Genomic DNA, 23,861 nt, shown 5'->3' with positions numbered 1-23,861 from the left:
TATTTTTATTAATTTATTTTAAAATTTTAGTCTGACATACGAAATCACTTTTGGAAACCTCTGTAGAAATAATAGCTTTAAAACCACCTTCAATCTCAGTGAAGTTTCTGTATCCTCTTGCCTGAAGGATACTGGCAGCCATCATACTTCTATAACCACCTGCACAATGCAGATAGAAATGCTCATCCGGAAGGATCTCATCCATCCATTCATTAATATAAGCCAGAGGTTTGCTGTAAGCTTCATTTACATGCTCTGCAGCATATTCACTTTCTTTCCTTACATCTATAATTTTAACTTCCCTGTCTTCTATTTCTTTTTCAAACTCTCCGGCAGAAATACGGTTGACGGAATCGGTTTCCTTTCCACTGTTCTTCCAGACTTCAAAACCTCCTTGTAAAAACCCCAGAATATGATCGAATCCTACCCTACTTAACCGGGTTACCGCTTCTTCTTCATCTTCTGGTTCTGCTACCAATAGAATGGACTGGCTCACATCTGCAATCAAGGTGCCGACCCAAGGCGCGAAATCACCGTCCAATCCTATATTGACTGATTGTGGAATGAATCCTTTGGCAAATTCACTATTGTTTCTCACATCCAATATCAAAGCTCCGGAAATTTCTGCTGCCTCTTCAAACTGTTTAGGGGTAAGAGCCTGTAGCCCTCTTGATAATATTTCATCAAAACTGTGATTCCCCTTTTTATTCATCATTACATTCATTCCAAAGTATGCCGGCGGCGGTAAAAGACCTTCTGTTACAGCCTGAATAAAACTTTCCTTACCGTTCTGATTAAGCGCATAATTTGTTTTCTTTTGGTTCCCTAATGTATCAACCGTTTCCTTCTGCATATTTTTGCCACAGGCTGAACCTGCTCCATGGGCCGGATATACAATAACACTGTCATTTAAAGGTAAAATTTTATTGTATAAACTATCATACAGTAACCCTGCCAGCTCTTCCTGTGTCATATCAGCTGATTTCTGCGCAAGGTCCGGACGGCCAACATCTCCCAGAAATAAAGTATCTCCACTAAATAATGCTTTTTCATTTCCCTGCTCATCAATCAACAGATAACATGAGCTCTCCAAGGTATGCCCTGGTGTATGAAGAACTTTTATTTTAATATCTCCTACTTCAAATATCTGATTGTCTTCAGCAATAATCGCAGCAAATTCAGGATTTGCAGTTGGTCCATAAACAATTGGAGCATTTGTTTTTTTGCTTAAGTCAACATGTCCACTGACGAAATCAGCATGAAAATGGGTTTCAAAAATATATTTTAATTGTACTCCATCTCTTTTTAACCTTTCCACATAAGGCTGGGTTTCGCGTAAAGGATCAATAATAGCAGCTTCTCCTGCTGAAGTAATATAATAAGCACCTTGGGCTAAACACCCTGTATATATTTGTTCTATTTTCATTTTATTTATTTTTGATTTTCTTATACAAATTTCCTGATTTCTATTTTCCCCTACCGCTACTTTTGTTACATAACAGCATTGTGAGTGTAGACATTGTTAATGTTTACTTTTTTTTAACCACAAAAGGCACAAAAGTTTATTTTTTATAACACTTTAGTTCACTTAGAAAGTTAAAAAATTACTGCAGAAGAGTTCACAGAAGATGAAAATCAAAGATTTTCATAAAAACTGAAATGTCCTTTTCAACAGCATACATAATAACTTATCATTACTTAAGTGTTATCTCATAATTTCTACCTTACTATAAAAACCTAGAGGAATATTTCCCGGGTGATGATATAAATTCCCATCACAAGAATAAACCATCCAAAGGCAGGTTTTAGTTTTTTACCCTCAATCTTTTTTGAAATTTGAGAGCCTATGATAATTCCAACTACGGCAATTGCCGCAATAGAAACGAGCAGGTTCCATTCTATTTTTATATTGTTGATGGAAGAGGAAAAACCGATCAGGGAGTTGAAGGAAATAATGACCAGTGAAGTTCCTATGGCCCTTTTTACCGGAACTTTTAAAAGATTTACCAAAGCCGGAATAATCATAAAACCTCCTCCCGCACCTACCAATCCGGTTAAAACACCTATTACCGTTCCTTCTCCGGCAGCCAGCAAAGCTTTATTTCTGTTCAGTTCATTTCTATCTGTATTTTCTGAAGTCTGATTTTTAATCATCTTATAAGAAGCGAGAATCATCAAAGCAGCAAAAATCAACAGTAAAAAAATATTTTTTGTAACTGTAAAGTTTTTTATTTTAAGAAGTTCTTCCGGAATTAACGGCAGCAAATAGACTCGGGTTAAAAGGATTGAAATAATAGAGGGAACTCCAAAAATCAAAGCCATTTTAAAATCAACCAGGTCTTTTTTAAAATAGGTTACTGAGCCCACTGCGCTGCTCACTCCAACAATAAAAAGAGAGTATTCTGTTGCCAGCAAAGCATCAATCCCAAAAAGATACACCAATACCGGAACAGTCAGAATACTTCCGCCACCGCCTATTAATCCTAAAGAAATACCGATTAAAACAGATGCTATATATCCTATGATTTCCATTATTCAAATTATTATGATGCAAAAATGGAAATGTTTAGGCAGAACTACAGCTACTTTTGTTACATAACAGAATTTTAATGCTAATGCTTACCTATTTTTTAATCACAAAAGTTTTTTTTCTAACACTTAGTTCACTTAAGTATTATGAACCTTTTGTGGTTTTAGTTTATGTTAAACCACCCCGTCAAAAATTCTTTGAATTTTCGCCACCCCTCCGGAGGATGGGAATATGAGCGTTTTTTATTGAATAGAAGGAGAAATTGAATTAATTTGTAGTTTTCAGGAGGGTGATTTTGTTTCTTCCAAGCTTTACCTTTCCGTCTTCTTCCAATTGTTTTAAAAGTCTAGATACCACTACTCTGGCAGTTCCCAATTCGTTAGCAAGCTGTTCGTGAGTGATCGTAATCAGATCAGATTCTGTAAGTTCTGATTTTTTCTGGAGAAGATTCAATAGTCTTTCGTCTACTTTTTTGAAAGCGATTGCATTGATAATATCCAGTAATTCTTCGAATCGTTTATGATAAAGCCTGAAAATATAATCCAGCCATTCCGGATGTTCTTTAATGAATAAAGAAACTTTGTCTACGGGAAGGAAAAGAATCTCAGCATCTTCTTCTATTTCTGCTTTTACAATACTTTTTTCGTTATGCATCCCGCCCAGAAAAGACATGATGCAGCTTTCTCCTGCCTTGATATAGTACAATAGAATTTCACGCCCATCCTCCTCTGTTCTGATGACCTTCAGCATTCCTTTCATCACAATAGGAATAGAGCGTATAGAAGCATTTTCATCTAAAATAATATCTCCCTCATGATAATTCTTAGTGATTCCGTACTGGTATAATTTTTCAACCAGATCCGGTGAAGAGGAGAATTCGGTAGAAAGTATTGTATCCTGCATTTTGTTACATTGAATAGGGCTAATTTACGCCAATTTCATCAACAAACAGCCACGCTTTAGAATCTGCACCGGGATTTCCTGCTGGGATAATTCCTGCATTTTCAATAATAACTTTCAGGTATCTTGCATTTTTTTTTCCCAGATTCAATTTTATTTTTCCTTTGGCATTTTGAATTTCCTCCTTTCCTGTTTCTTTGATCATTTTAAAATCTTTATTATCATCAGAAACAAAAATTTTTGCAGATTTTGCGAGATGAATCCAGCTTCCTTTGTTTTCCAGTGTATTAAAATAGACTTCTGAAAAGTCGGTTTTCTGTCCGAGATCTATTGTTGCTGTTACATCTTTTCCCTGAAAACCCAACCATGTTTTACCCAATTGCTTTACGTTTCCGATAATTCCGTCTACCAACGTAAAAGCTCCTCCAAATGAATAATTTTCACTGGGCTGCTGCTCAAGGGTAATTTTTTTTCCGGTTGTTTTTGATATGGTAAACTGCTGTGAAGAAACAGCACTTTTCAACTGTCCCGCTTCAAAATAAGCAGATCGAATCGTTAATGAGCTAGGTATAGAAACAGGATTCTGATAGATCTCTGAATTTATTGTTGGAGTGCTTCCATCCAGTGTATACCGAATTCCGTTTGGATTCTGAGAAGTAGAAAGTTCGTAGGCAATCCCGTTGTTTGAAGGAATTACTTTTCCTGAAATATTGTAAATGCTTTTCGCGTAATTAACATTCATTTTGTCCAGAATTTTGAAATGGCTGATGACCCTGTTTTCAAAATCTTTATAATTTTTAGGATCCGAAGTTCCCCAGCCTACTTCAGAAAGTGCCATCAATCTTGGAAAAATCATATACTGCACCTGCTTGAAATCCAGGATATATTCTGTCCATAAATTAGCCTGAACACCAAGGATATATTGTGCTTGTTCAGCATTCAACTCAGCAGGAATCGGATTATAAGAATACACTTTATCCAATGGAGTAAACCCTCCGAATGCATTGGGTTCAGACTGTGGATCGCCCTGATAATGGTCAAAATAACAATATGCTCCCGGTGTCATTACAGCAAAATGTTTCGCTTTTGCGGCTTCAATTCCTCCGTTTACCCCTGTCCAGCTCATTACAGCAGCATTAGGAGCCAATCCGCCTTCCAGAATCTCGTCCCAACCGATAATTTTACGCCCCTTACCATTGATATATTTTTCAATTCTTTGAATAAAATAGCTTTGCAGCCCATGTTCATCCTTTAAGTTATTCTTTTTGATTAATTCCTGACAATGGGCGCATTCTTTCCATCTTGTTTTAGGGCACTCATCTCCTCCAATATGAATATACTGAGACGGAAACAACTGCACAACCTCATCCAGCACATTTTCAAGAAACTTAAATGTTTCGTCTTTAGGACAGAAGACATCATCAAAAACACCCCATTTGGTAGCAGATTCAAAAGGTCCTTTGGTACAGGCTAATTCGGGATAAGCAGATAATGCTGCCAAAGCATGCCCCGGCATTTCGATCTCCGGAACTACTGTTATATGTCTTTCCTGAGCATATTTCACCACATCTTTAATCTGTTCCTGAGTATAAAAATACGGTCCATAAGGTTTTCCATCAAAGGTATTATCCACATAAGCTCCAATCATGGATTCTTTACGTTTTGAACCAATCTGCGTAAGCTTCGGATATTTTTTGATTTCAATTCTCCACCCCTGATCATCGGTTAAGTGCCAGTGAAAAGTATTCAGTTTATACATCGCCAGATAGTCAATGTATTGTTTCACCTCATCTACTGTAAAGAAGTGACGGCAAACATCCAAATGCATTCCGCGCCAGGCAAATTTTGGATGATCCTCGATCTTCATCGCAGGAATTTTCCCAACTTCTTTATATTCTTCAAACAACTGGATCAAAGTCTGAAGCGCAAGGAAATATCCCTGCTGAGTATGCGATTGGATCAGAATCTGCTTTGAATTAATAGTAAGGCTATAAAATTCTTTATTTTCCGTTTGAGCTTTGGATAGCGGTACATACACCAACTCGGCTTCACTTTGCTTTGAATCCTGGAACTTTAATGTAGAATTTAACCGCTTTTTAAAATATCCAGTCTCATTTTTAGGCAAGTTAGCATCAAGTTTTAAGATATCAGGAATTATAAAGCTTCCTTCACTAAGCTGTACATTTTGAGGGTAAGGAATCAAATTCAATTTATTTTGAGATAAAACAATATTCGAAATTACCAGTAGCAGAGTCAATAAAATACGGGTCATGGAATCAGATTAAGTTGATACTAATATACTTATTTTTCAAAACTTTTAAGTAATCCAGAATCTATCTTGCAACCATATAAAAAAATATTGTTTTAATTGCGTAAAAAGGATATTTTATTTTTTTGAAAGTTTATTAATATCCAGAAATAACTCAATGAATGCACAATATTTATTTAACTTTACATAAAATTAAAAATCAAATACTTAAGCCTACAATATCATCTTTTTTAAATTCAAAAAAAAATATGGTTTATTTTTTGATAAGCTTACATCACTTAAAAGATTAAACATCTAAATTTCTAAAAAATACAATGAGAAAAAGCATTTTTATAGCAGCCGGATTATTCCTTTCAATTTCTACACAGGCACAACTTCTTGATATTTTAAAATCAACAGTTAAAGATAAAACAGGAATTGATCTTAATAATCCACAGGCAACTAAAGGTTCCACGGCAACAGCAACAACTACTGCCACTACCACGACTCCAACCTCGACGAAAACAACTCCTCTCAATGTTGGAAGTCTTACCTCAACACAGATTTCTTCCGGATTAAAGGAAGCTTTAAGTATCGGAGTAACGGATGGAGTGAAGAAACTGGCATTAACAGACGGTTTTTTGAAAAATGAAGCGGTAAAAATCCTAATGCCTGAAAAATTAAGAAAGGTTGATGCAACATTACGTTCTGTAGGATTAGGCAGCCTTGCTGATGAAGGGGTAAAATTATTAAACAGAGCTGCTGAAGATGCAGTGACTGAAGCCGCACCAATTTTTACCAATGCTATTACTTCCATGACGATCACGGATGCTAAAAATATCCTGTTAGGGAGCAATAATGCGGCAACAAGTTATTTACAGGGTAAAACACAATCTCAGCTATTTACAGCCTTTCAGCCAAAAGTAAAGGCTTCTCTAGGAAAAGTAGGCGCTGATGCAGTTTGGAAAAATCTGATTTCAAAATACAACACCTTTACAGGCCAAGCTGTAACCACAGATCTTAATGAATATGTGACTACAGAAACCATTAACGGAGTATTTAAAATGGTAGCTGATAAGGAAAGTGGAATCAGAAATAGTCCGGCAATGAGAACTACAAGCATCTTGCAGAAGGTTTTCGGAGCTCAGGATGGGAATAGATAGATTAAAAACCAGGTTTAGATAAAATATAAAAGGTTGTTTCAGGGGTGAAGCAACCTTTTTCTGTTTTGATTTCTTTGGCCACCAATGCACGAATAAAATAATTACAGATACTTTACAAGCCTATGCTGTTTAATTTTTTTCACCACATAGCCACATAGAATAAGGTTATTCGTGCATTCGTGGCATTAAAAATCTGCGAGATCAAAATGTGGTTTTAAGAGATTCTTCATTCCGCATTGCTTCATTCATAATGACAGAAATATTCCTGATTCAAATTCTCTTTTATTCCTGGAACAGGATGGGAATTGAAATAAAAAAACCTTGCGGATGGCAAGGTTTGTATTGTATTTAGAATTGCATTTCAGGAATTTCACCTTCAATGATAAGGTCTGCTTCCGTTGCTTTGATGATGTCTTCTACTGAAACTCCCGGTGCTCTTTCCAGAAGTTTGAATCCTTTTGGAGTTACTTCCAGTACAGCTAATTCGGTAACCACTTTTTTCACACAGTTTACTCCAGTCAGAGGAAGGGTACATTTTTTAAGGATCTTACTTTCTCCTGCTTTGTTCACATGCATCATGGCAACGATGATATTTTCTGCAGAAGCTACTAAATCCATAGCTCCACCCATTCCTTTTACCATTTTTCCCGGAATCTTCCAGTTGGCAATATCTCCGTTTTCTGAAACCTCCATAGCTCCAAGGATGGTAAGATCTACTTTCTGTCCGCGGATCATCCCGAAACTAAAGGCAGAATCGAAGAATGAACCTCCATCTAAAATAGTAATCGTTTGCTTCCCGGCATTGATAACATCCGCATCTTCTTCACCTTCGAAAGGGAAAGGTCCCATTCCCAGTACTCCATTTTCACTCTGGAATTCTACGGAAATACCTTCCGGTACATAGTTGGCAACCAAAGTAGGAATTCCGATTCCCAGGTTTACATAATAACGGTCTCTCAGTTCTTTTGAAATTCTTTTGGCAATTTGTTCTTTTGTAAGCATAATAAAAACTTAGACTGCAATTTAATTATTTTCAGTCGAATACAAAAGGGATTTCTAAGAGGTGGAGCTGGAAAAAGGAAGCTGGGAGTGAGTTTTAGTCTAAGAACGACTATACTACCCTAATATTACTCATATGCTTTATATCCGGATATGGTTTCCAATCTTCCTCAACTGCAGATCATTGTCATTAATAATTAACATCGTTAGTAAAAATAATATCATTAATTTTGCATCATTATTTAACAGAATGAAAATACTTTTAAGATATCTTAAACCTTACCAATGGCTGATTGTCATTTCTTTACTGCTGGCAACCGTTAATCAGGTTTTCTCTTTATTTGCTCCGGCTATCACAGGGAATATCCTGGACCAGCTGGTCACTCACCCCAATTTTTTCGATAAGGAAAAACTTTTACCAAGAGATATTGATGAATATCTTTACGGAACTTCAGTGTATCATGGCGCTTTCTACTTCTTAGGTTTACTTATCGGAACTGCTATGATAAGCAGAATAGCCAAAGCTTTTCAGGATTATGTAGTGAGTGTTATTACTCAAAAATTTGGGGCTAAAATCTTCACAGATGGTTTAAAGCATTCAATGGCTTTACCTTATCAGGAGTTTGAAGATCAGAGAAGTGGTGAAACCTTATCTATTTTAACTAAAGTAAGAGAGGATTCGGTTAAGTTTATAACCAATTTCATTAATATTTTCTTTGGGATTTTAGTAAGTATTATTTTCGTTTCGGTGTATGCTATCCGACTGCACTGGTCTATTATGCCGGTATATATCTGTGGAATTTTCCTGATTGCTTTTATTACTAATTTATTGAGTAAAAGAATAAAAGGTATTCAGAAGAATATTGTTTCGGAAACTACAGCATTGGCAGGAAGTACTACGGAAAGCCTTAGAAATATAGAAATCGTTAAGAGTTTAGGGTTAACGAATCAGGAAGTCATCCGTTTGAACAACAATACTTATAAGATTCTGGGGCTTGAATTGAGAAAGGTAAAAAGCATCCGCTCTTTAAGCTTTATTCAGGGGACGATGGTTAATTTTCTTCAACAGATGATTACCCTGACTCTTCTGTATTTAATTTTTAAAAATGTTGTAACTCCGGGACAATACCTTTCGCTGATGTTTTATGGGTTCTTTATTTTCGGGCCTATGCAGGAGATAGGAAACATTATTATTTCCTATAGAGAAGCAGAAGCATCCCTTCAGAATTTCCACCGTTTAATGAAAAAAGATGTGGAAGAAAAACCGCTTCATCCTAAACAGATTGGTGCGATTGAAGAATTGGAATTCAAACATGTTTCTTTCAAACATCAATCGGCTCAGTATAAAGCATTGAATAATATTTCTTTTGATGTTAAAAATGGAGAAACCATTGCTTTTGTCGGTCCGAGTGGTTCCGGAAAAAGTACACTGGTAAAGTTATTGGTTGGACTTTACAGACCTCAAGAAGGGAATATTTTTTACAATGAAATTAATGGAAAGGAATTTGATTTTGATGAGCTGAGAAATCAGATTGGCTTTGTCACACAGGATACTCAGCTTTTTGCAGGAACCATCAAAGAAAACCTTCTCTTTGTGAATCCTAACGCTACTGAAGAGGAGCTCAGAATTGCATTACAGAAATCGAGCTGTACTGCATTGCTGGAAAGAGCAGAAAAAGGAATAGAAACCGTCATTGGTGAAGGCGGACTGAAGCTTAGTGGTGGAGAAAAACAGAGAATCGCTATTGCAAGGGCACTTTTAAGACAACCTCATTTACTGATTTTTGATGAAGCCACTTCTGCACTGGACAGCATCACCGAAGAAGAAATCACCTCTACAATCAAGAGTATTTCAGAGGAAAGAGAGCAAATTACAGTTCTTATCGCCCACCGATTAAGTACAATCATGCATGCAGATAAAATCTATGTATTGGAACGCGGGCAAATTGTAGAAACAGGTTCCCACGATCATCTGATTGCCGAAAAAGGTCTGTATTACGCCATGTGGAGACAGCAGATCGGAGAAAGAAAAACAACAGTTTTACCATCATAAAAATAAATAAAGCGCTGAAAATATATTCAGCGCTTTATTTTTTATGGTTAATCGTATCTCTTCAGAAATTATTCTTTAGTTCTTACTGTTCTTTGTTCAATTCTCTTTTCAAATTTTTCACCCTGGAAAATTCTCTGAATCATGATGCCCGGAATATGGATTTGGTTGGGGTCTAACTCTCCCGGTTCTACCAGTTCTTCTACCTCAGCAACAGTAATTTTTCCTGCTCCAGCCATCGGATGATTGAAGTTTCTTGCAGATCCTTTGAAAATAAGGTTTCCGGCATGATCTCCTTTCCATGCTTTTACAATTGAGAAATCTGCTTCAAAGGCATGTTCCAGAATGTGAGGTTTTCCGTGGAATTCTTTCACTTCTTTTCCTTCCGCCACCTCTGTTCCATATCCTGCAGGGGTGTAAAAAGCCGGGATTCCTGCCTGAGCAGCTCTGCATTTTTCAGCTAATGTTCCCTGTGGAGTAAGTTCAACGTCCAGTTCTCCTGAAAGCATTTGTCTTTCAAACTCGGCATTTTCCCCTACATAGGAAGAGATCATCTTCTTGATTTGTCTTTTGTGAAGCAGTAATCCTAATCCGAAATCATCTACACCGGCATTGTTTGAAATACAGGTAAGATCTTTTACATCACTTTCCACTAAGGCGTTGATTGAATTTTCAGGGATTCCGCAAAGTCCAAATCCGCCTAGCATCAGCGTCATTCCATCTTTAATTCCTTCGATGGCTTCCTTTGCATTTTTTACTCTTTTATCTATCATGAAATATTAGATTTTTCTGTTGGCTAAATTTAATAAAAATTTATCGTATCTGCTATGGCTGGAAAAAGATCCTGATGCCTATCCTATTCTGAATACCTGATTTTATGTATTAAGATTTTTATAGTCAGATTTTTACAGCTAAAAGTGAACAAACCGGTTCATTTTTTCTATAAATCTCGTAAAATTGATTTATATTTGGGGCTTAAATTCAAAAAAACCACATATTATTTAATCTTCGGATATAATTGATATAAACACAATCTTAATGTAAAATTATTTCTGACAGTCTAGCTGCTGTCTCTTCAACGCTTTTACCTTTTCCTTTCACCCTATTGGTATACAAAAGCAAATCATCACAAACTTAAAATCAGAACTTAATATAAAACATGAAAAAATTATTTATATCAGCGTTGCTTGCACTGGTACTCAGCATCAACGTATGTGCACAGGAAAAAACTTATTTTGATGAAAACTGGGAAAAGACGACCAAAGAAAACATGGAATATTACCGTGAAACGTCCCCAAAAGGTAAACTTATCCTAATCAAAGATTTTTATAAAAACGGGAAACTTCAAATGGAGGGGCTTGCTTCTGATACCACTCCGAGCAATGAGGTTTTTGATGGGAAAGTAACATGGTACACTCCTGAAGGAAAGACAATGAGTGTTGTTACTTATTCTAACGGAAAACAGGTTGGAGTCTCTCAGTCTTACGATACTACAGGCAGATTGATGGAAGATATGGTTTATAAAGCTGATGGTACTTTTTCCGGAAAAATGTTTACTTATAAAGATCCGGAAAGCGAGTATTACTATAACTCAATCACCGTATATGAAAACTCCAGCCCTTCTCAGACGATTATTTATGATGAGGATATCAAAGGAATCAGAACAGAAAGTGTTACCGGTAAAAACGGCAGCTACGAAAACAAATACTATGGTGATAAAGGTAAATTTATTGGCAGTGTAAGTTCAGAGGGTAACAGTGAAGGTATTCAGGTAGAATATTACTATAACCCTATGAGGGTTTCCAAAATTGAAAAGTATAAGAGCGATGGTACCATCAAGGAAGGTGTTATCTATGCTAAAAACGGCAATCTTTTACAGGAACAGAAGAGAGGAAAAAAGGACGGTTTCAAAACCACTTATGATGAATCCGGAAAGAAAATTGCCCATTTGATTTATCAATATGATAAAGAAAATGATATGTATAAGCCAATGGATGGTGAAGATTATCAGCTTAGTTATGATTACACTCATATTTCAACCATAGATGTTTATAAAAATGGTTCAGTTATCCTGAATAAAGAATTTAACGAAGAAGGAAAACTTTCTACAGAGAAAACTCTAAAGGATGAAGCAATTCAGGAGATTAAATATTATGCTCCGGATGGAAAGCTAAAATCTACGTTAACTTACCAGGAAGACAGTCCTTATAACGGTATTTCCTATGATGGTCTTGACGAAATGCATTATAAAAACGGAGTTTTGATTAATACCAGAAAATTTCATGAAGAGAACAAGCTAAAGTTTGAGAAGAAATTAAACACTAAACAAAATGCTTATGATGCAACAATCTACGATAATAAAGGAGGTATTTTATACACTTATAACCAACCAGTAAGTGAAGATGATTACGCTTTCACTGCGCAGATTGTACAGTATGTAAAAGGGAAACCTACCAACAAATCTTCTGTAAAAGAAGGTATTCTTCAAAGTGGAAAAATCAGAATAAAAACCTACAACGGAACAAAAGAGCTTGAACGTAGTGGTAAATGGATCTTGTTAAAGATATATAACATAGAGGGAAAACTGATTCAGGATTCTAAAATTTTGATGGATACCGGAGATGGATACTTCTCTTCTGATAGCGACACTGTCATTCAGGAAGATAATTTGTACAGTGATTTTGAATAATAATAGGATCATTTGATAATATCAAAAAGCAGTTTCAGTTTTCGAAACTGCTTTTTTATTTTGTTCTCGCAGATGATGTAGATTTTGCAGATGGTGCAGCCTTGTCAAGCTTTAAAACCTTGACAAGGCTCAAACGTAAAGCTTTTATGCTTTAAATGTAACATTTTAAATCTGTGTAATCTGTGGGAAATTTAATACAAGAAAAAAAACAGGCTATCATTTCTGACAGCCTGTTTACTTCATGGTTATTTTTATTCTGTTATTGGATAATCAGTTTTAAAGTAAATAGTTTTCTTGCGTGAACTTTTACAAAATACAATCCTTTCGGAAGGCTTTCATTCACTAAAGAGAACCGTTGGTTATGAATATTTTTTGATTCATATAATAATTCTCCTGCTGCTGATACCAGTTCTATTTTTTCGATTGGATAATCACTCTTAATAAAGGTGGGTTCACCCGGTTTTGTAGGGTTCGGATAGAGGGTAACGTTTTTCTCTGTACTTTTCGCCTCTTCCACTCCTAAAGACCCTGAGCTTACCTGAAACTGTACTCTGTTTGAAACTTCAGTATAAGAATCGTTGGTAAACATCACCATATAATAGTTTCCTGGGGTAGTTGGTACGCCATTTACATTTCCTGTAATCGCTTTGGTTCCTTGTGTTACTCCATCAAAATAAGTATATGAAACAAAGTTATCATCAGGTGTCTGAATGTTCTGAGGATAGATTCCTAACCAGTCTTTAATAATTCCCGGAGAATCTGTCCATGAAGCAGTGATGTTCTCTCCCAATGAATATACAGGTTTGTTGATCCATAACTCAGTAGCGATATCCCCTACTTTAAAGAATACTTTTTCTCCAATTCCGTTATAGCCATCTTCCAGTAAGTACTGAGCATAATAATATCCTTTTGGAAGACCTGTAAAATTAAGAGTTCCCGATGCTGTAGTTACATAACTCCATTTTATGGAAGTAGTTGTTCCCGGAGTCTGTCCCATTTTATAAATTCCGATCCAGTCTTTTTGAAGGCTCGGAGCATTCGTAAAGTTGATCGTTACTGTTCCACCCACCGGATAGGTATCTGCTGTAGCCTGTAATTGTACTTTCGGACCTACATAGAAACTTTTTCTTGAAGTAATATCTGTATATCCGTTGTTGGCAAAAAACCCTGCAAAATACTGACCTTTATTAGGCAAACCATTATTGAAAGTAGCTGTTCCAGCGGTTTGTCCGTTCGTGTAAACGTAGGTCTGTGAAGTGGTAGAACCTCCTGGTGTCTGTCCTTTTTTATAGATACCTACCCAATCCTGCTGATTTCCAGGACCTCCTGTATAAGTAGCAACAATAGGTTCATTTGGGGTATATTCCGTTTTATCTAAAGTAAAGGTAGGGTTTGAAACCACGCTTCCTGTAATTTCAAACTGCTTTACCTCACTCCAGTCGCTCCACTCCAGGTTTCTGTCTCTATAGCGGATTTTCACGTAATAAATTCCGTTCGGAATTGAGTTTGCGGCTAAACTTGCCTTGGTAATATCTACGCCTTCATTTAAATTCTTGGCTTTATCCGGATTTCCGTTTCCATCTTTTCCGAACCAGTTTTCAAAATCGCGGTAGAATTCCTTTTCAATCACAGAAAAATCGGCTGCTTTACTGATCAGAAACTGCGTTGTATTTAAAAGTTCTCCATTAGATGAGGAGAAAGCACTCCCATCCAATGTTAAAGGCAACGTGGTTGGACCTGAAAATGTATTGGTAATAGATGGTTTTGCAGGCTTTGGCTGATTTTTATACCTGTGGAATGAATCCACCAGTTCATTATTTTTCTTGGTATATTTTCCACCAATAGAGTAACATTCTATATCTACTTTTCCGGTTGGAATATCTACTTCAACGATCTGATAGGTCCAATCTGTAAGGGTTTTCTGAACATCGTCAAAATCCTGTTCATTAGACATTCCCCAATACTGATCCCAGGCTGTTCCTCCTGAAATAATCTGGTAATTCGGCGTGTTTTTCAACTGTCCCCTGTGGTACAAGTGATGGTGGGCTCCAACGTGCATCAGGTATTTGTTAGACGTTACCAAAAGTGGAACTGCATTGTTTCTTACCCAAGTGGAAATATCCCCTACATATTGTTCAGCCTGATAAGGTCTGTGGCTTAATGAGATGATCCAGTCTACTGTAGAATCATTATTGGCTTCGTTTAAAACCTGTTGCAGCCAGGTCTGCTGAGCAGCCCCTGTATGCTCAGAACTTAAGCTGATAAAAAGTACATTACCTGCCTGCTGAGCATAATAATTCTCATTTCCTGAAGTTATTCCTTTATACTTAATCTCATCGATATAGAAATGTGCATAGTAAGAATTCATTCCAAGAGTTCCATACGTCTCATGGTTTCCTACAGTGGTCTGGATGGGCAGGTAAGGTGATAATTTGATGTTCTTTTTGAAGTGAACATTCTCATAATGGTCCAATGTTCCTACATCCACCTGGTCTCCAACCATGAAAGTAAGGGCAATATTATCCGATGGATCTGAGGTCGCTCCGAATTTTTCTTTTAATTTTTTAAAAGCATTCAAAGTAAGACTGTCATATCTCGGTTCTGCTTTGATCTGGTTATCTCCCATGATCAGGAAACGGATCTTTCCATTGGCTGTTACAGGCTGTCCCGGTAAAGGAAGCGTTCTGAAATTATATACAGCAGATTCATTAGTTCCGGTCTTTATCTTATAATAGTATTTGGTATTCGGCTGCAGGTTGCCAATTTTTGCCGTGTGATAATAGTAGTTGTTGTTGTATCCTGTATCTGAAAAGATGTTTGTAGTACCGGTTACCGTCACATTCAGATTGGTTGGGGAATCACCGTAGATTACGGTAGTTTCGTTATCGGAAGCTGTCTTCCAATTGACGATCATGGAACTCTGAGTCGGGTTTTGCAGATATGGGAACAAAACCTGCCCGAATGCCATCTGGACCGCGAAACAAAAAAAGAAGAAATAATGTTTCATATATAATTAAATTTTAAGTAGTTAAACACAAAGTAACAAATAATTAATTCAAAAATAAGTGAAAAACGTTTATTGAATTTTTACTTTGGGCAAAAGTATAATTCCAGTATAAACTCAATCTGATGGAATCTTAAAGAATCTGTTAATTTTTCGTCAAAACCTGAATGAAAAAATTATAGTTTTTAGCACATTAAATATTTGGTGTATTCAAAAACTATTTTGTACATTTGCAACCTGTTATTCAACCTCTGACGATAAGCGTGTAAGTTGCTTAGCTTTAACATTTTATTTTATTAATAATGGATTTATTAAAGTACGTTCAAGACAAGTACATTGCGAAAAAAGAATTCCCTGAATTCAAAGCAGGTGATACAATTACTGTGTATTACGAAATTAAAGAAGGACAAAAGACTAGAACTCAGTTCTTCAAAGGAACAGTTATCCAATTAAGAGGTACTGGTTCTACAAAAACTTTCACGATCAGAAAAATGTCTGGTGATGTAGGTGTAGAAAGAGTATTCCCTATCAACTTACCTGCACTTCAAAAAATCGAGGTTGACAGAAGAGGTAGAGTTAGAAGAGCTAGAATCTATTACTTCAGAGATCTTAGAGGTAAAAAAGCGAGAATTAAAGACGCTGCTTACAAGAAGAAATAATTCAGACAACAATAAATGCAAAAAGAAGCTGTTTACATGTAAACGGCTTCTTTTTTTTGGGTAATCTGTAAGGAGCAATATTCTATATATAGGTTTTGTATTTCCTACAAGTTTTGTCATACCTTTAATGTACAATATTTTTCTTTTTATCTCACTTATACTTTTGTATTGAAACAAAAGTATACAAAAGTTCAAGACTGGAATTATCCGCTAAAAATTCAAATGTACTCCTAAAATTTCCAAACTCGCATGGATCAGTTGATACTGCTTTGATTCAAAATTGAAGACCATGCTCAGACAGTGGAAATTTCTTAACGGATTACATTCAAATTTTCTTAACGCTCCTAATTCCTAGGTCAATTAAAGAACCAGTTTACTTCTATTCTCAAACATCTGTGAAAATTTATGTCATCTGTGGTTAATGACATGAGTAATCAGTAATATTCTATATATGGAGTTTTGTATCCTAAGTGTTCAAAGTATGGCTTATTATCATTTTTGAATACTCATTATTCTTTGTATGGAGTCCCTTTTCCGGTTTCCAGGAAGAGTTTCAGACTGGCCAGAAATTGTATCCAGCCATTGGAGCATATATCGTAACATTCAATTTCCGGGCTCAAGCCGATATGTATAACTGTTATCCGAGTATTTTCTTCTATTTGTGTTATTTCCCAAACGATTCCTGTTCCAATCCATTCTGTCTGGTTCTTTAATTCAGGAAGAGCAATGAGTGAATCTTCAACATACCAGATCATCTTTGATTTGGGGATTGATTCCTTCACCCGCATCGTTTTGTGAATAGCAGCTCCAAATCTTATCGTGAATACATCTCCTGTTTGTACGGAAGATCCCTCAAACATTTCAGTCCACCAAAGCGGAACCTGATGAGTTAAAGCTTCGTATGCTTTATCTGCAGTAGATTTTACTTCTATTGTATTGGTGTAATTTTCCATATTATCTATTTTGGTTGGTGTATACAATTTTATGGAAATTATTTCTCAGAGGACTTTGCATAGGGTAAGAAATGGGATGAAGGCAATAAGTTAACCACCCCGTCAAAAATTCAAAGAATTTTTGACACCCCTCCAGCGGAGGAGAATGATTACGTCTTCAATTGGGATATTGGGAATAATTTGCAGATTTATTCGTTTTTCATGAGATATTGTAGTGGTGTAGATCCGGTATGTTTTTTAAAAAATTCAATAAAGGCACTGTCTGAGGAGAAATCTAAGATATGGGACACCTCTCCTATTGAGTTTCCATCTACCAAAAGTTCTATTGACCGCTGAAGACGCCATTGCTGCCTCCATTCCTGATAAGAAAGACCCGTTTCCTTTTTGAAAATTCGGGTAATCGTTTTTTCAACAGCTCCGGTTTTTTCTGCCAGATTTTTCAGCATGGGAGGTATGGAAGTTCGGATTGTCCACTCTTCCACAATCCTCTTAAAACGTCTATCAGTGGGCATTCTAAGTTTCAATTTTTCTTCAGGAGCTTGTTTTATTTCGTCCCAGAAAACGTTTAAAAGACTCTTTTGAGCAGTATTCAAAGCAGTCCATTCCCAGAAGCAGATTCTTTCGATAATTTCTTTCAATAAAGAGTTGACATGCAAAACCTTAAGGCTTGAGTCCATGTATTTTTCAGCATATTCATTGTCAAAATAAACAGATCTGTAGGCTACAATATTCCTGAAATTCACCCGGTGAATCTCGTTAGCTGGTATCCACAACATTCTGAATGGCGGTAGTACAAACTGTCTGTCAGAAGTAGTTACCGTCATACAACCGGAAGGTGCATACAGCAATTGCGCCTTGAATTTATGGTCATGAAATCCGGAATCATGCATAACCATATCGGAGGCTATTCCAATAATTTTTTCTTTAAGAGCATCTGCATTAAACTCATCATTCTGTTTTAATATCGCCATGTCTTATTTTTGATGTTTTTTGTTTTTATATCATTATAAATATACTCTTATTTTTTCAAACCTTTGCAGAAAAAAATGAAAAAGACAAATCCTCTTTGGCTGTTGACGTTACTTGTAATGCTTCCTCAGTTTGTGGAAACCATTTACAGTCCTGTTTTGCCAATGGTTCAGGAAAAATTTGGGGTAAATGAAGAATCTGCTACTTTAACGATAAGTATGTATTTTATTGCTTTCGCTCTAGGCGTAGCATTTTGGGGTATACAATGTGACAGAATCGGAAGAAAGAAGTCTCTGGAATATGGGTTGATTACGTATGGAATCGGAACTTTTGCGGCGGTTTTCGCTCCTAGTTTCATGGTTTTGATTGCTACCAGAATTATTTCGGCTTTTGGAATTGCCGTAGGATCCATTGTCACCCAGACTATTTTGCGTGACACTTATGACAAAGACCATATCAGCAAGGTCTTTTCATGGATCGGAATTGGCTTATCCATCAGTCCGGTCATTGGCATGACTACCGGCTCAGTACTGGCATCTTTAACAGGTCACCAGGGAGTTTTTATTACTTTGTATCTGCTGGCAGCTGTATTTTATATTCTTTCCAGGAGAAACATTTCTGAAACTCATCATTCGGTAAAAGAAATCAACTTCCAAATACTGACCGGTTTATTAAAACGAATGCTAAAAGACTGGGAAATCATCAGATGCTGTTTATTGATCATGAGCTTTAATGTGCTCTTATTTTCTTATTATTCACTGGCTCCTTTTATTTTCAAGCAACAGCAATATTCATCTTATATTTTCGGATACAGCAGCATTATACTGGCTGCCGGAACTTTTGCAGGAGCTAAACTTAACAGATTTCTGCTTTTAAAGAATATTACACCTAAGATTTTAGTGACTTCAAGTGTAATAGGTGCATTTATAGCTTCTGTTTTTGTGTGGATGCTAATCGGTTATGGAATTTATTTTCTGATCCCTTACTTCTTTATCGTCATGGCCTTCAGCATGGCTATTCCTAATATTCTGAGCACTGCATTGATTCATTATAAAAACGAAACAGGAAGTGCCGGAGCTTTGTTGGGTCTCATTTACTATATACTGATAGGAACCGGATTGGCAACTATAGGATTTATTCAGAATCTGGGGATCTCATGTTTAATTTTTTCAGGAATTGGGGTCCTGACTTTGCTGGTATTTCATTCAAAAGATAAGACTGTTTAACTATAAACAGTCCTGTCTTCTGAATAATACATGGATATAATATTTAAGATATACTCTGTAAATTCATTTTGTTCCGGAGGTAACAAATTTTCCGTATTCATAGAATAAGCCCAATTACTTACTCCATCATCATTCCATGTTTTTTAAAGATATCGGTCAAAGAACGTTTTTCTCTACTGTACATCACTTTCATTTTGGAAAATACATTTATTCCGTCATCTGTTCTCCAAAACAAGCTATTTTTCAGTTCTGGAAGATCGGCATCCGGCACTCCTTTTTTTATCAATATAAGCAGGGGTTCAATTTCATGATCATAATAGGTTCTCTTGATTTCATAGGGATTACTATTGTTATTAGAGATTAAAAAGATCATTTTATTCAGCCATCCTTTCTTCGGTTCATATTGTATTGGCTTGGTGAAAAACATATATAAAGAATACTTTTTGGCAGGAAATTCATTAGAAATGACAATATCATCAATTGAGTTGATATCTATTTTTTCCGAAAGAAAGGTATTTTCAATAACAAGAAAAGAATCATTTAAAGAGAACTTATAAAACATACGTCAATTATTAGATTTTAATTATTTATCACCTTGATTTCAGTAAAAACCGGATTTCAAAAAATAAGAGGATCACATAATATCCGATAACTGCAGCTCCTAAAATAACTGTATTTCCCGATATATTAAAATGTTTCAGCATCAGTCCGACAGGAATTCCATAGATTACAGCCAAAACAAAACAGAAGACAGCCCCTCTTCCACTGATGAATATATCATTGGCAGATACCCCATATTCACCTGACCGGCTTATAAAACCTAAGAAATTAGACACCATAATGATAAGAACAGATAATAATAATTGAATATTGTCCCCAACCGCAATCACAGAACCTATTGTAAATAAAGAGAAAAGAACAACATACATTTTAAAGTCTGCAGCATCTTTTTTTCTAGTGGTATTTTGTCCCAGACCAATCAGGAAGAAACTGGCGGATAAGAGAAATATTTCCAATCCTATCTTTTTTTCAAAAACCGTAAGAAAGGGTTGAGTGTCTGTTTCATTGATCAGACTGATCCACGTGAAAACAATTCCAATATATTTAAATACCGGAGTAAAGGAACCTATTGTCCCGACAAATTTATTTTCTGGTAATTTCAAAATGAACTCGTTTTTTATGATATTACCTGGAATATGAATTTTGCAAATTAGATTGAGATAAAAAAATAATCTTTTATCATCGGATAATTTCTAATTGATCACTTCCTTTGGGTTTATGCAGATAGAAAGTATGTACTTTAGGCATCATATTCTTAGATGTCTTCGATATCAATGGAGAGTACCCGAAGGTAAGGCTGTCCGTACATACCAGGGTAACCACTTTTCCATTTCCAAAAAACTTTAACTCTGTTTGTCTGCACGGATAAATGAAATTCCTTTTTTCTACGGCGTACTCAGCCTTATTTTGAACTATCTGTGATTCAGCAGTTTTATCCCAGGGAACAGATGCAGCCTCTTCATAGATGTTATTTTTCAACATAGAAAGGTATTTGGACCCATCTCCGGTTTCCAGGGTTTTCTTGAAATCTTCATAAAAAGCATCAACTTCTTTTTTTATATCCGAATCGTTTTTCAGGTCCTTACTTTCACTCCATCCTATTATTTTCCAATTAATATCTTTAGCTTCTACTTCAAATGAGGTTTTGTATTCAGCATAAGAGGCATTTTTTTTCAATGCTGGCGTTTGGTACGACAGCAACATCCATTTATACTGCTCTCCTTTATCTTTTGCATTGAGCTGATCAAGCATAGACATTGGCTTTTTATTTTTTGAAAGCTCTATCTTCACAAAAGAATTTGTAGTGAGGAATGGAGCAAAAGCATTTTCTTCTTTTTTTGAGGGGGACATTCTTATCGTTATATCCTGCTTCCCCGGCTGCAGGATATAAGGATTAAGATCTATTGTCTGCCCGGATCTTCCTCCCATACCAAAATAAGTAATCACAGGCATATCATTGATTAAAATTTCATATGAACAATCAGCATGCTCATATTTCAAATCAAACTGCAGCCCATTTTTTTGATATTCTATTATTTTATGCGGCTTCTGAGCATCACTATTGATAGAACCAAAAAATAATACAGTACAAAAAACAAGTTTCATCATTGTTACAAGTTAAAAAATTTTCTTCATCTATTTTTCTCTGCCATTATACCAATATTCTATTTGAAAAGGTATATTCCTATAATAAACTCCTGCTCCCAACCATCATTCGTTTGATATATTTCAGATTCATCAGATTATTTTATAAAATCATACAAAGCTTCAAAAAACCTGGGATACACTTCAATATGGGGAAGATGGCCTACATTTTCAATTTCCACCAGTTTGGACCCGGGAATTTCACGTTGTGTCTTCTTTCCCAGCTCCTGATACTGTCCCATTTTAGATTGGAGTTCCTTTGGAGCTCTGTCTTTTCCAATCGCTGTTCTGTCTCTGGTTCCTATAATAAGTAAGGTGGGAGTTTTTATATTTTTAAATTCATAACAGACTGGTTGGTTATAGATCATATCGGAAGTAAGGGCTGCATCCCAAGCTACCTGCGGATAATCTTTATGAACAGTCCATCCTGCAATAAGATCAAGCCAGGGCTGGTACTCTTCTTTCCACTTGTTGTCATAATAGAATTTCAGCTGATAGTTTTTATAGGTTTCAGCAGTATTTTTAAGCTCAGACTGGTAGACCTGATCTATAGTCTGATAAGCAGCAAATACTTTATAGTCTTCAAGTCCGATAGGATTTTCAAGGATCAGCTTCTGAACTTTTTCAGGATAAAGCAAAGTAAACCTTGCAGCCACCATTCCTCCCATTGAATGTCCCAGAACAATGGTTTTATCAATTCCCAACTGATCCAGAACTGCTTTTGTATTTTCTGCCAATTGTGAAAAGGAAAACTGGTAACTGTGAGGCTTCGATGATTTCCCAAACCCGATCTGATCCGGAATAATCACCCTGAATCCCTTCTCCGAAAGGTCTTTGGCGGTCTTCTCCCAATAAGCGCCATTAAAATTTTTTCCGTGAAGAAGGAGGATTGTCTTTCCATTAGCCTTTTGTGGCTTTACGTCCATATAGGCCATCTTCAGATTGTTATCCTGGGATTTTAACTCTAAAAAATGAACTTCGTAAGGATATTGATAATCAGACAGCATCGCATCCAACGGTCTTATTTGTGAAAACAATAATCCTGATCCGGCTACGAATATTATTGCTGAGGCTATATTTCTGAAATATCTCATGGTACTTTATTTTAAGCTTTTAAAATTAAAAAAACCGCTCCAAAAGGAACGGTTTTCAACTGTTATTTTTAGTTAAATATTATCTTTTAAGATACTTCTGCCATAGAAACTTCTTTTTCTTTTTTGGATGGAAGATTCATTAAAACAATTGCAAAAAGAATTAGCGCAATCCCTACCCATTGTATTAAAAACACTTGTTCTCCTAACAGAACAAAGGCCATGGTTACGGAAACCGGAAGTTCCAAGGAAGAAACAATACTTCCCAGACCTAATCCTGCATTCGGGAAACCAACATTGAACAGAATTGGGGGAATAATAGTTCCGAATAAAGCCAGAACAAAACCATATGTTAAAAATATCGAATAATTGAAAGAGTGGATATGCTCTGTATTTTCTGTAAAATTCAGATAAAAAGCTTTTAATCCATCAAAATACATGGGTCCTATCTGTGCAAAAAACAGGAATGCAAAAACCACAATGGAACCTCCTGCCAACATAATAATACTTTTTCTGAAAACAGGTAAATGGGTAGCCAATGTATTAGAAGTAAACATCGTTAATGTATATGAAGCTGCCGCCATCAGTCCCCAGAAGACTCCATGCCAATCAAGATCGATTTCCATATTGATAAGATTGGTCGCTAAAACCGTTCCCAGCAATACGATCATTACAGCAACAATTTTCCTTGCATTCGGAAACTTTTTGGTAATAATACTTTCTACTACTACACTAAACCAAACCGACTGCATCAGCAATACGATAGCAATGGAAACATTGATATACTGAACCGCTATATAATAAAACAAACTTGTTCCTCCCAATGACGTTCCGGCAAGCATCAGCATTCTGACCTCTTTGGAACTGGGCATTGATAATTTCTTTTTTGATGTCAGGGTTTGAATAAGATTCAGGATCAAAAGTCCGGTTAAACCTAGTACAAATTGGGATGTTGTTACTTCAGACGTTGTAAAACCATCATGATAAGCCATTTTCACAAAAGTGGCTAACATACCGTATATACTAGCACCAATCCCTACAAATAAAACACCTTTTAGTATATTTTTCTTCTTCATAATTTTTTTAACAGCCTGCAAAGTTACGACATATAAATTAAAGTACTTTGAAGTCTTATCATGATATATAAATAAGATCGCCGCAAGCTTTGCTTGCGG

Annotated in this window: 19 protein-coding genes; 5 read left to right on the top strand and 14 right to left on the bottom strand. The window is 36.0% G+C overall.

The window, feature by feature from the left end; genetic code table 11:
- Positions 1–13 precede the first annotated feature (13 nt).
- The 4 genes from DRF65_RS11930 to DRF65_RS11915 all read right to left on the bottom strand — a co-directional run bounded on the left by DRF65_RS11930 (position 14) and on the right by DRF65_RS11915 (position 5,702).
- Entirely contained in the window at positions 14–1,426 is a 1,413-nt protein-coding gene (locus DRF65_RS11930) for an MBL fold metallo-hydrolase (RefSeq protein ID WP_115970987.1), read from the bottom strand.
- A 311-nt stretch (positions 1,427–1,737) separates the two neighbouring features.
- Positions 1,738–2,532 carry a sulfite exporter TauE/SafE family protein gene (locus DRF65_RS11925; protein WP_115970986.1) on the bottom strand — a complete coding sequence of 265 codons (795 nt, stop codon included), beginning with the start codon at positions 2,530–2,532 and terminating at the stop codon, positions 1,738–1,740.
- 265 nt (positions 2,533–2,797) lie between these two features.
- The gene (locus DRF65_RS11920) at positions 2,798–3,433 is read right to left on the bottom strand and encodes a Crp/Fnr family transcriptional regulator (protein ID WP_115970985.1); all 636 of its coding nucleotides are present in this window, start codon (positions 3,431–3,433) and stop codon (positions 2,798–2,800) included.
- Positions 3,434–3,452: 19 nt separating this feature from the next.
- Complete coding sequence (locus tag DRF65_RS11915) at positions 3,453–5,702, bottom strand: glycoside hydrolase family 20 protein (RefSeq protein ID WP_115970984.1); 2,250 nt, start codon at positions 5,700–5,702, stop codon at positions 3,453–3,455.
- A gap of 311 nt (positions 5,703–6,013) precedes the next feature.
- Here DRF65_RS11915 and DRF65_RS11910 point away from each other — a divergent pair, with 311 nt between their 5' ends.
- The gene (locus DRF65_RS11910; RefSeq protein WP_185148463.1) at positions 6,014–6,841 is read left to right on the top strand and encodes a DUF4197 domain-containing protein; all 828 of its coding nucleotides are present in this window, start codon (positions 6,014–6,016) and stop codon (positions 6,839–6,841) included.
- 348 nt (positions 6,842–7,189) lie between these two features.
- Here DRF65_RS11910 and DRF65_RS11905 read toward each other — a convergent pair whose 3' ends face one another.
- Entirely contained in the window at positions 7,190–7,843 is a 654-nt protein-coding gene (locus tag DRF65_RS11905) for a CoA transferase subunit B (protein WP_115970983.1), read from the bottom strand.
- Positions 7,844–8,090: 247 nt separating this feature from the next.
- On the opposite strand from DRF65_RS11905, the gene DRF65_RS11900 reads away from it, so the two are divergent.
- Positions 8,091–9,893: an ABC transporter ATP-binding protein gene (locus DRF65_RS11900; protein ID WP_115970982.1), complete on the top strand. Its 1,803-nt coding sequence runs from the start codon at positions 8,091–8,093 to the stop codon at positions 9,891–9,893.
- A gap of 68 nt (positions 9,894–9,961) precedes the next feature.
- On the opposite strand, the gene DRF65_RS11895 is transcribed toward DRF65_RS11900, so the two are convergent.
- On the bottom strand, positions 9,962–10,663 hold the full coding sequence (locus tag DRF65_RS11895) for a CoA transferase subunit A (RefSeq protein WP_115970981.1): 702 nt from the start codon (positions 10,661–10,663) through the stop codon (positions 9,962–9,964).
- Positions 10,664–11,049: 386 nt separating this feature from the next.
- Between DRF65_RS11895 and DRF65_RS11890 the strand changes: the two genes are divergently transcribed.
- Positions 11,050–12,579 carry a toxin-antitoxin system YwqK family antitoxin gene (locus tag DRF65_RS11890; RefSeq protein ID WP_115970980.1) on the top strand — a complete coding sequence of 510 codons (1,530 nt, stop codon included), beginning with the start codon at positions 11,050–11,052 and terminating at the stop codon, positions 12,577–12,579.
- Between the two features lie 259 nt (positions 12,580–12,838).
- On the opposite strand, the gene DRF65_RS11885 is transcribed toward DRF65_RS11890, so the two are convergent.
- Positions 12,839–15,586: a fibronectin type III domain-containing protein gene (locus tag DRF65_RS11885; protein WP_115970979.1), complete on the bottom strand. Its 2,748-nt coding sequence runs from the start codon at positions 15,584–15,586 to the stop codon at positions 12,839–12,841.
- A 299-nt stretch (positions 15,587–15,885) separates the two neighbouring features.
- Here DRF65_RS11885 and rplS point away from each other — a divergent pair, with 299 nt between their 5' ends.
- A complete protein-coding gene (rplS, locus tag DRF65_RS11880; RefSeq protein WP_068942389.1) occupies positions 15,886–16,242 on the top strand; it encodes a 50S ribosomal protein L19 in 357 nt (118 codons plus the stop codon).
- 509 nt (positions 16,243–16,751) lie between these two features.
- Here the strand turns inward: rplS and DRF65_RS11875 are convergent.
- Entirely contained in the window at positions 16,752–17,195 is a 444-nt protein-coding gene (locus DRF65_RS11875; RefSeq protein ID WP_115970978.1) for an SRPBCC family protein, read from the bottom strand.
- Between the two features lie 188 nt (positions 17,196–17,383).
- Entirely contained in the window at positions 17,384–18,166 is a 783-nt protein-coding gene (locus tag DRF65_RS11870) for an AraC family transcriptional regulator (RefSeq protein WP_115970977.1), read from the bottom strand.
- A gap of 75 nt (positions 18,167–18,241) precedes the next feature.
- On the opposite strand from DRF65_RS11870, the gene DRF65_RS11865 reads away from it, so the two are divergent.
- Positions 18,242–19,390, top strand: a complete 1,149-nt coding sequence (locus DRF65_RS11865) for an MFS transporter (protein ID WP_115970976.1) — start codon at positions 18,242–18,244, stop codon at positions 19,388–19,390.
- A 118-nt stretch (positions 19,391–19,508) separates the two neighbouring features.
- Here DRF65_RS11865 and DRF65_RS11860 read toward each other — a convergent pair whose 3' ends face one another.
- The 5 genes from DRF65_RS11860 to DRF65_RS11840 all read right to left on the bottom strand — a co-directional run bounded on the left by DRF65_RS11860 (position 19,509) and on the right by DRF65_RS11840 (position 23,762).
- Entirely contained in the window at positions 19,509–19,952 is a 444-nt protein-coding gene (locus DRF65_RS11860) for a hypothetical protein (protein WP_115970975.1), read from the bottom strand.
- 28 nt (positions 19,953–19,980) lie between these two features.
- Positions 19,981–20,553 carry a hypothetical protein gene (locus tag DRF65_RS11855; protein WP_115970974.1) on the bottom strand — a complete coding sequence of 191 codons (573 nt, stop codon included), beginning with the start codon at positions 20,551–20,553 and terminating at the stop codon, positions 19,981–19,983.
- Between the two features lie 76 nt (positions 20,554–20,629).
- Complete coding sequence (locus DRF65_RS11850; RefSeq protein ID WP_115970973.1) at positions 20,630–21,559, bottom strand: hypothetical protein; 930 nt, start codon at positions 21,557–21,559, stop codon at positions 20,630–20,632.
- 134 nt (positions 21,560–21,693) lie between these two features.
- On the bottom strand, positions 21,694–22,689 hold the full coding sequence (locus tag DRF65_RS11845; RefSeq protein ID WP_115970972.1) for an alpha/beta fold hydrolase: 996 nt from the start codon (positions 22,687–22,689) through the stop codon (positions 21,694–21,696).
- 86 nt (positions 22,690–22,775) lie between these two features.
- Positions 22,776–23,762 (bottom strand): EamA family transporter, encoded by a 987-nt coding sequence (locus DRF65_RS11840; RefSeq protein WP_115970971.1) that lies wholly within the window; start codon positions 23,760–23,762, stop codon positions 22,776–22,778.
- Positions 23,763–23,861 lie beyond the last annotated feature (99 nt).

It is taken from the genome of Chryseobacterium pennae (assembly GCF_003385515.1).
Taxonomy (GTDB): Bacteria; Bacteroidota; Bacteroidia; order Flavobacteriales; family Weeksellaceae; genus Chryseobacterium; species Chryseobacterium pennae.
The sequence above is the reverse complement of the archived record's forward strand: the minus strand, read 5'-3'. Positions and strand labels throughout refer to the sequence as shown.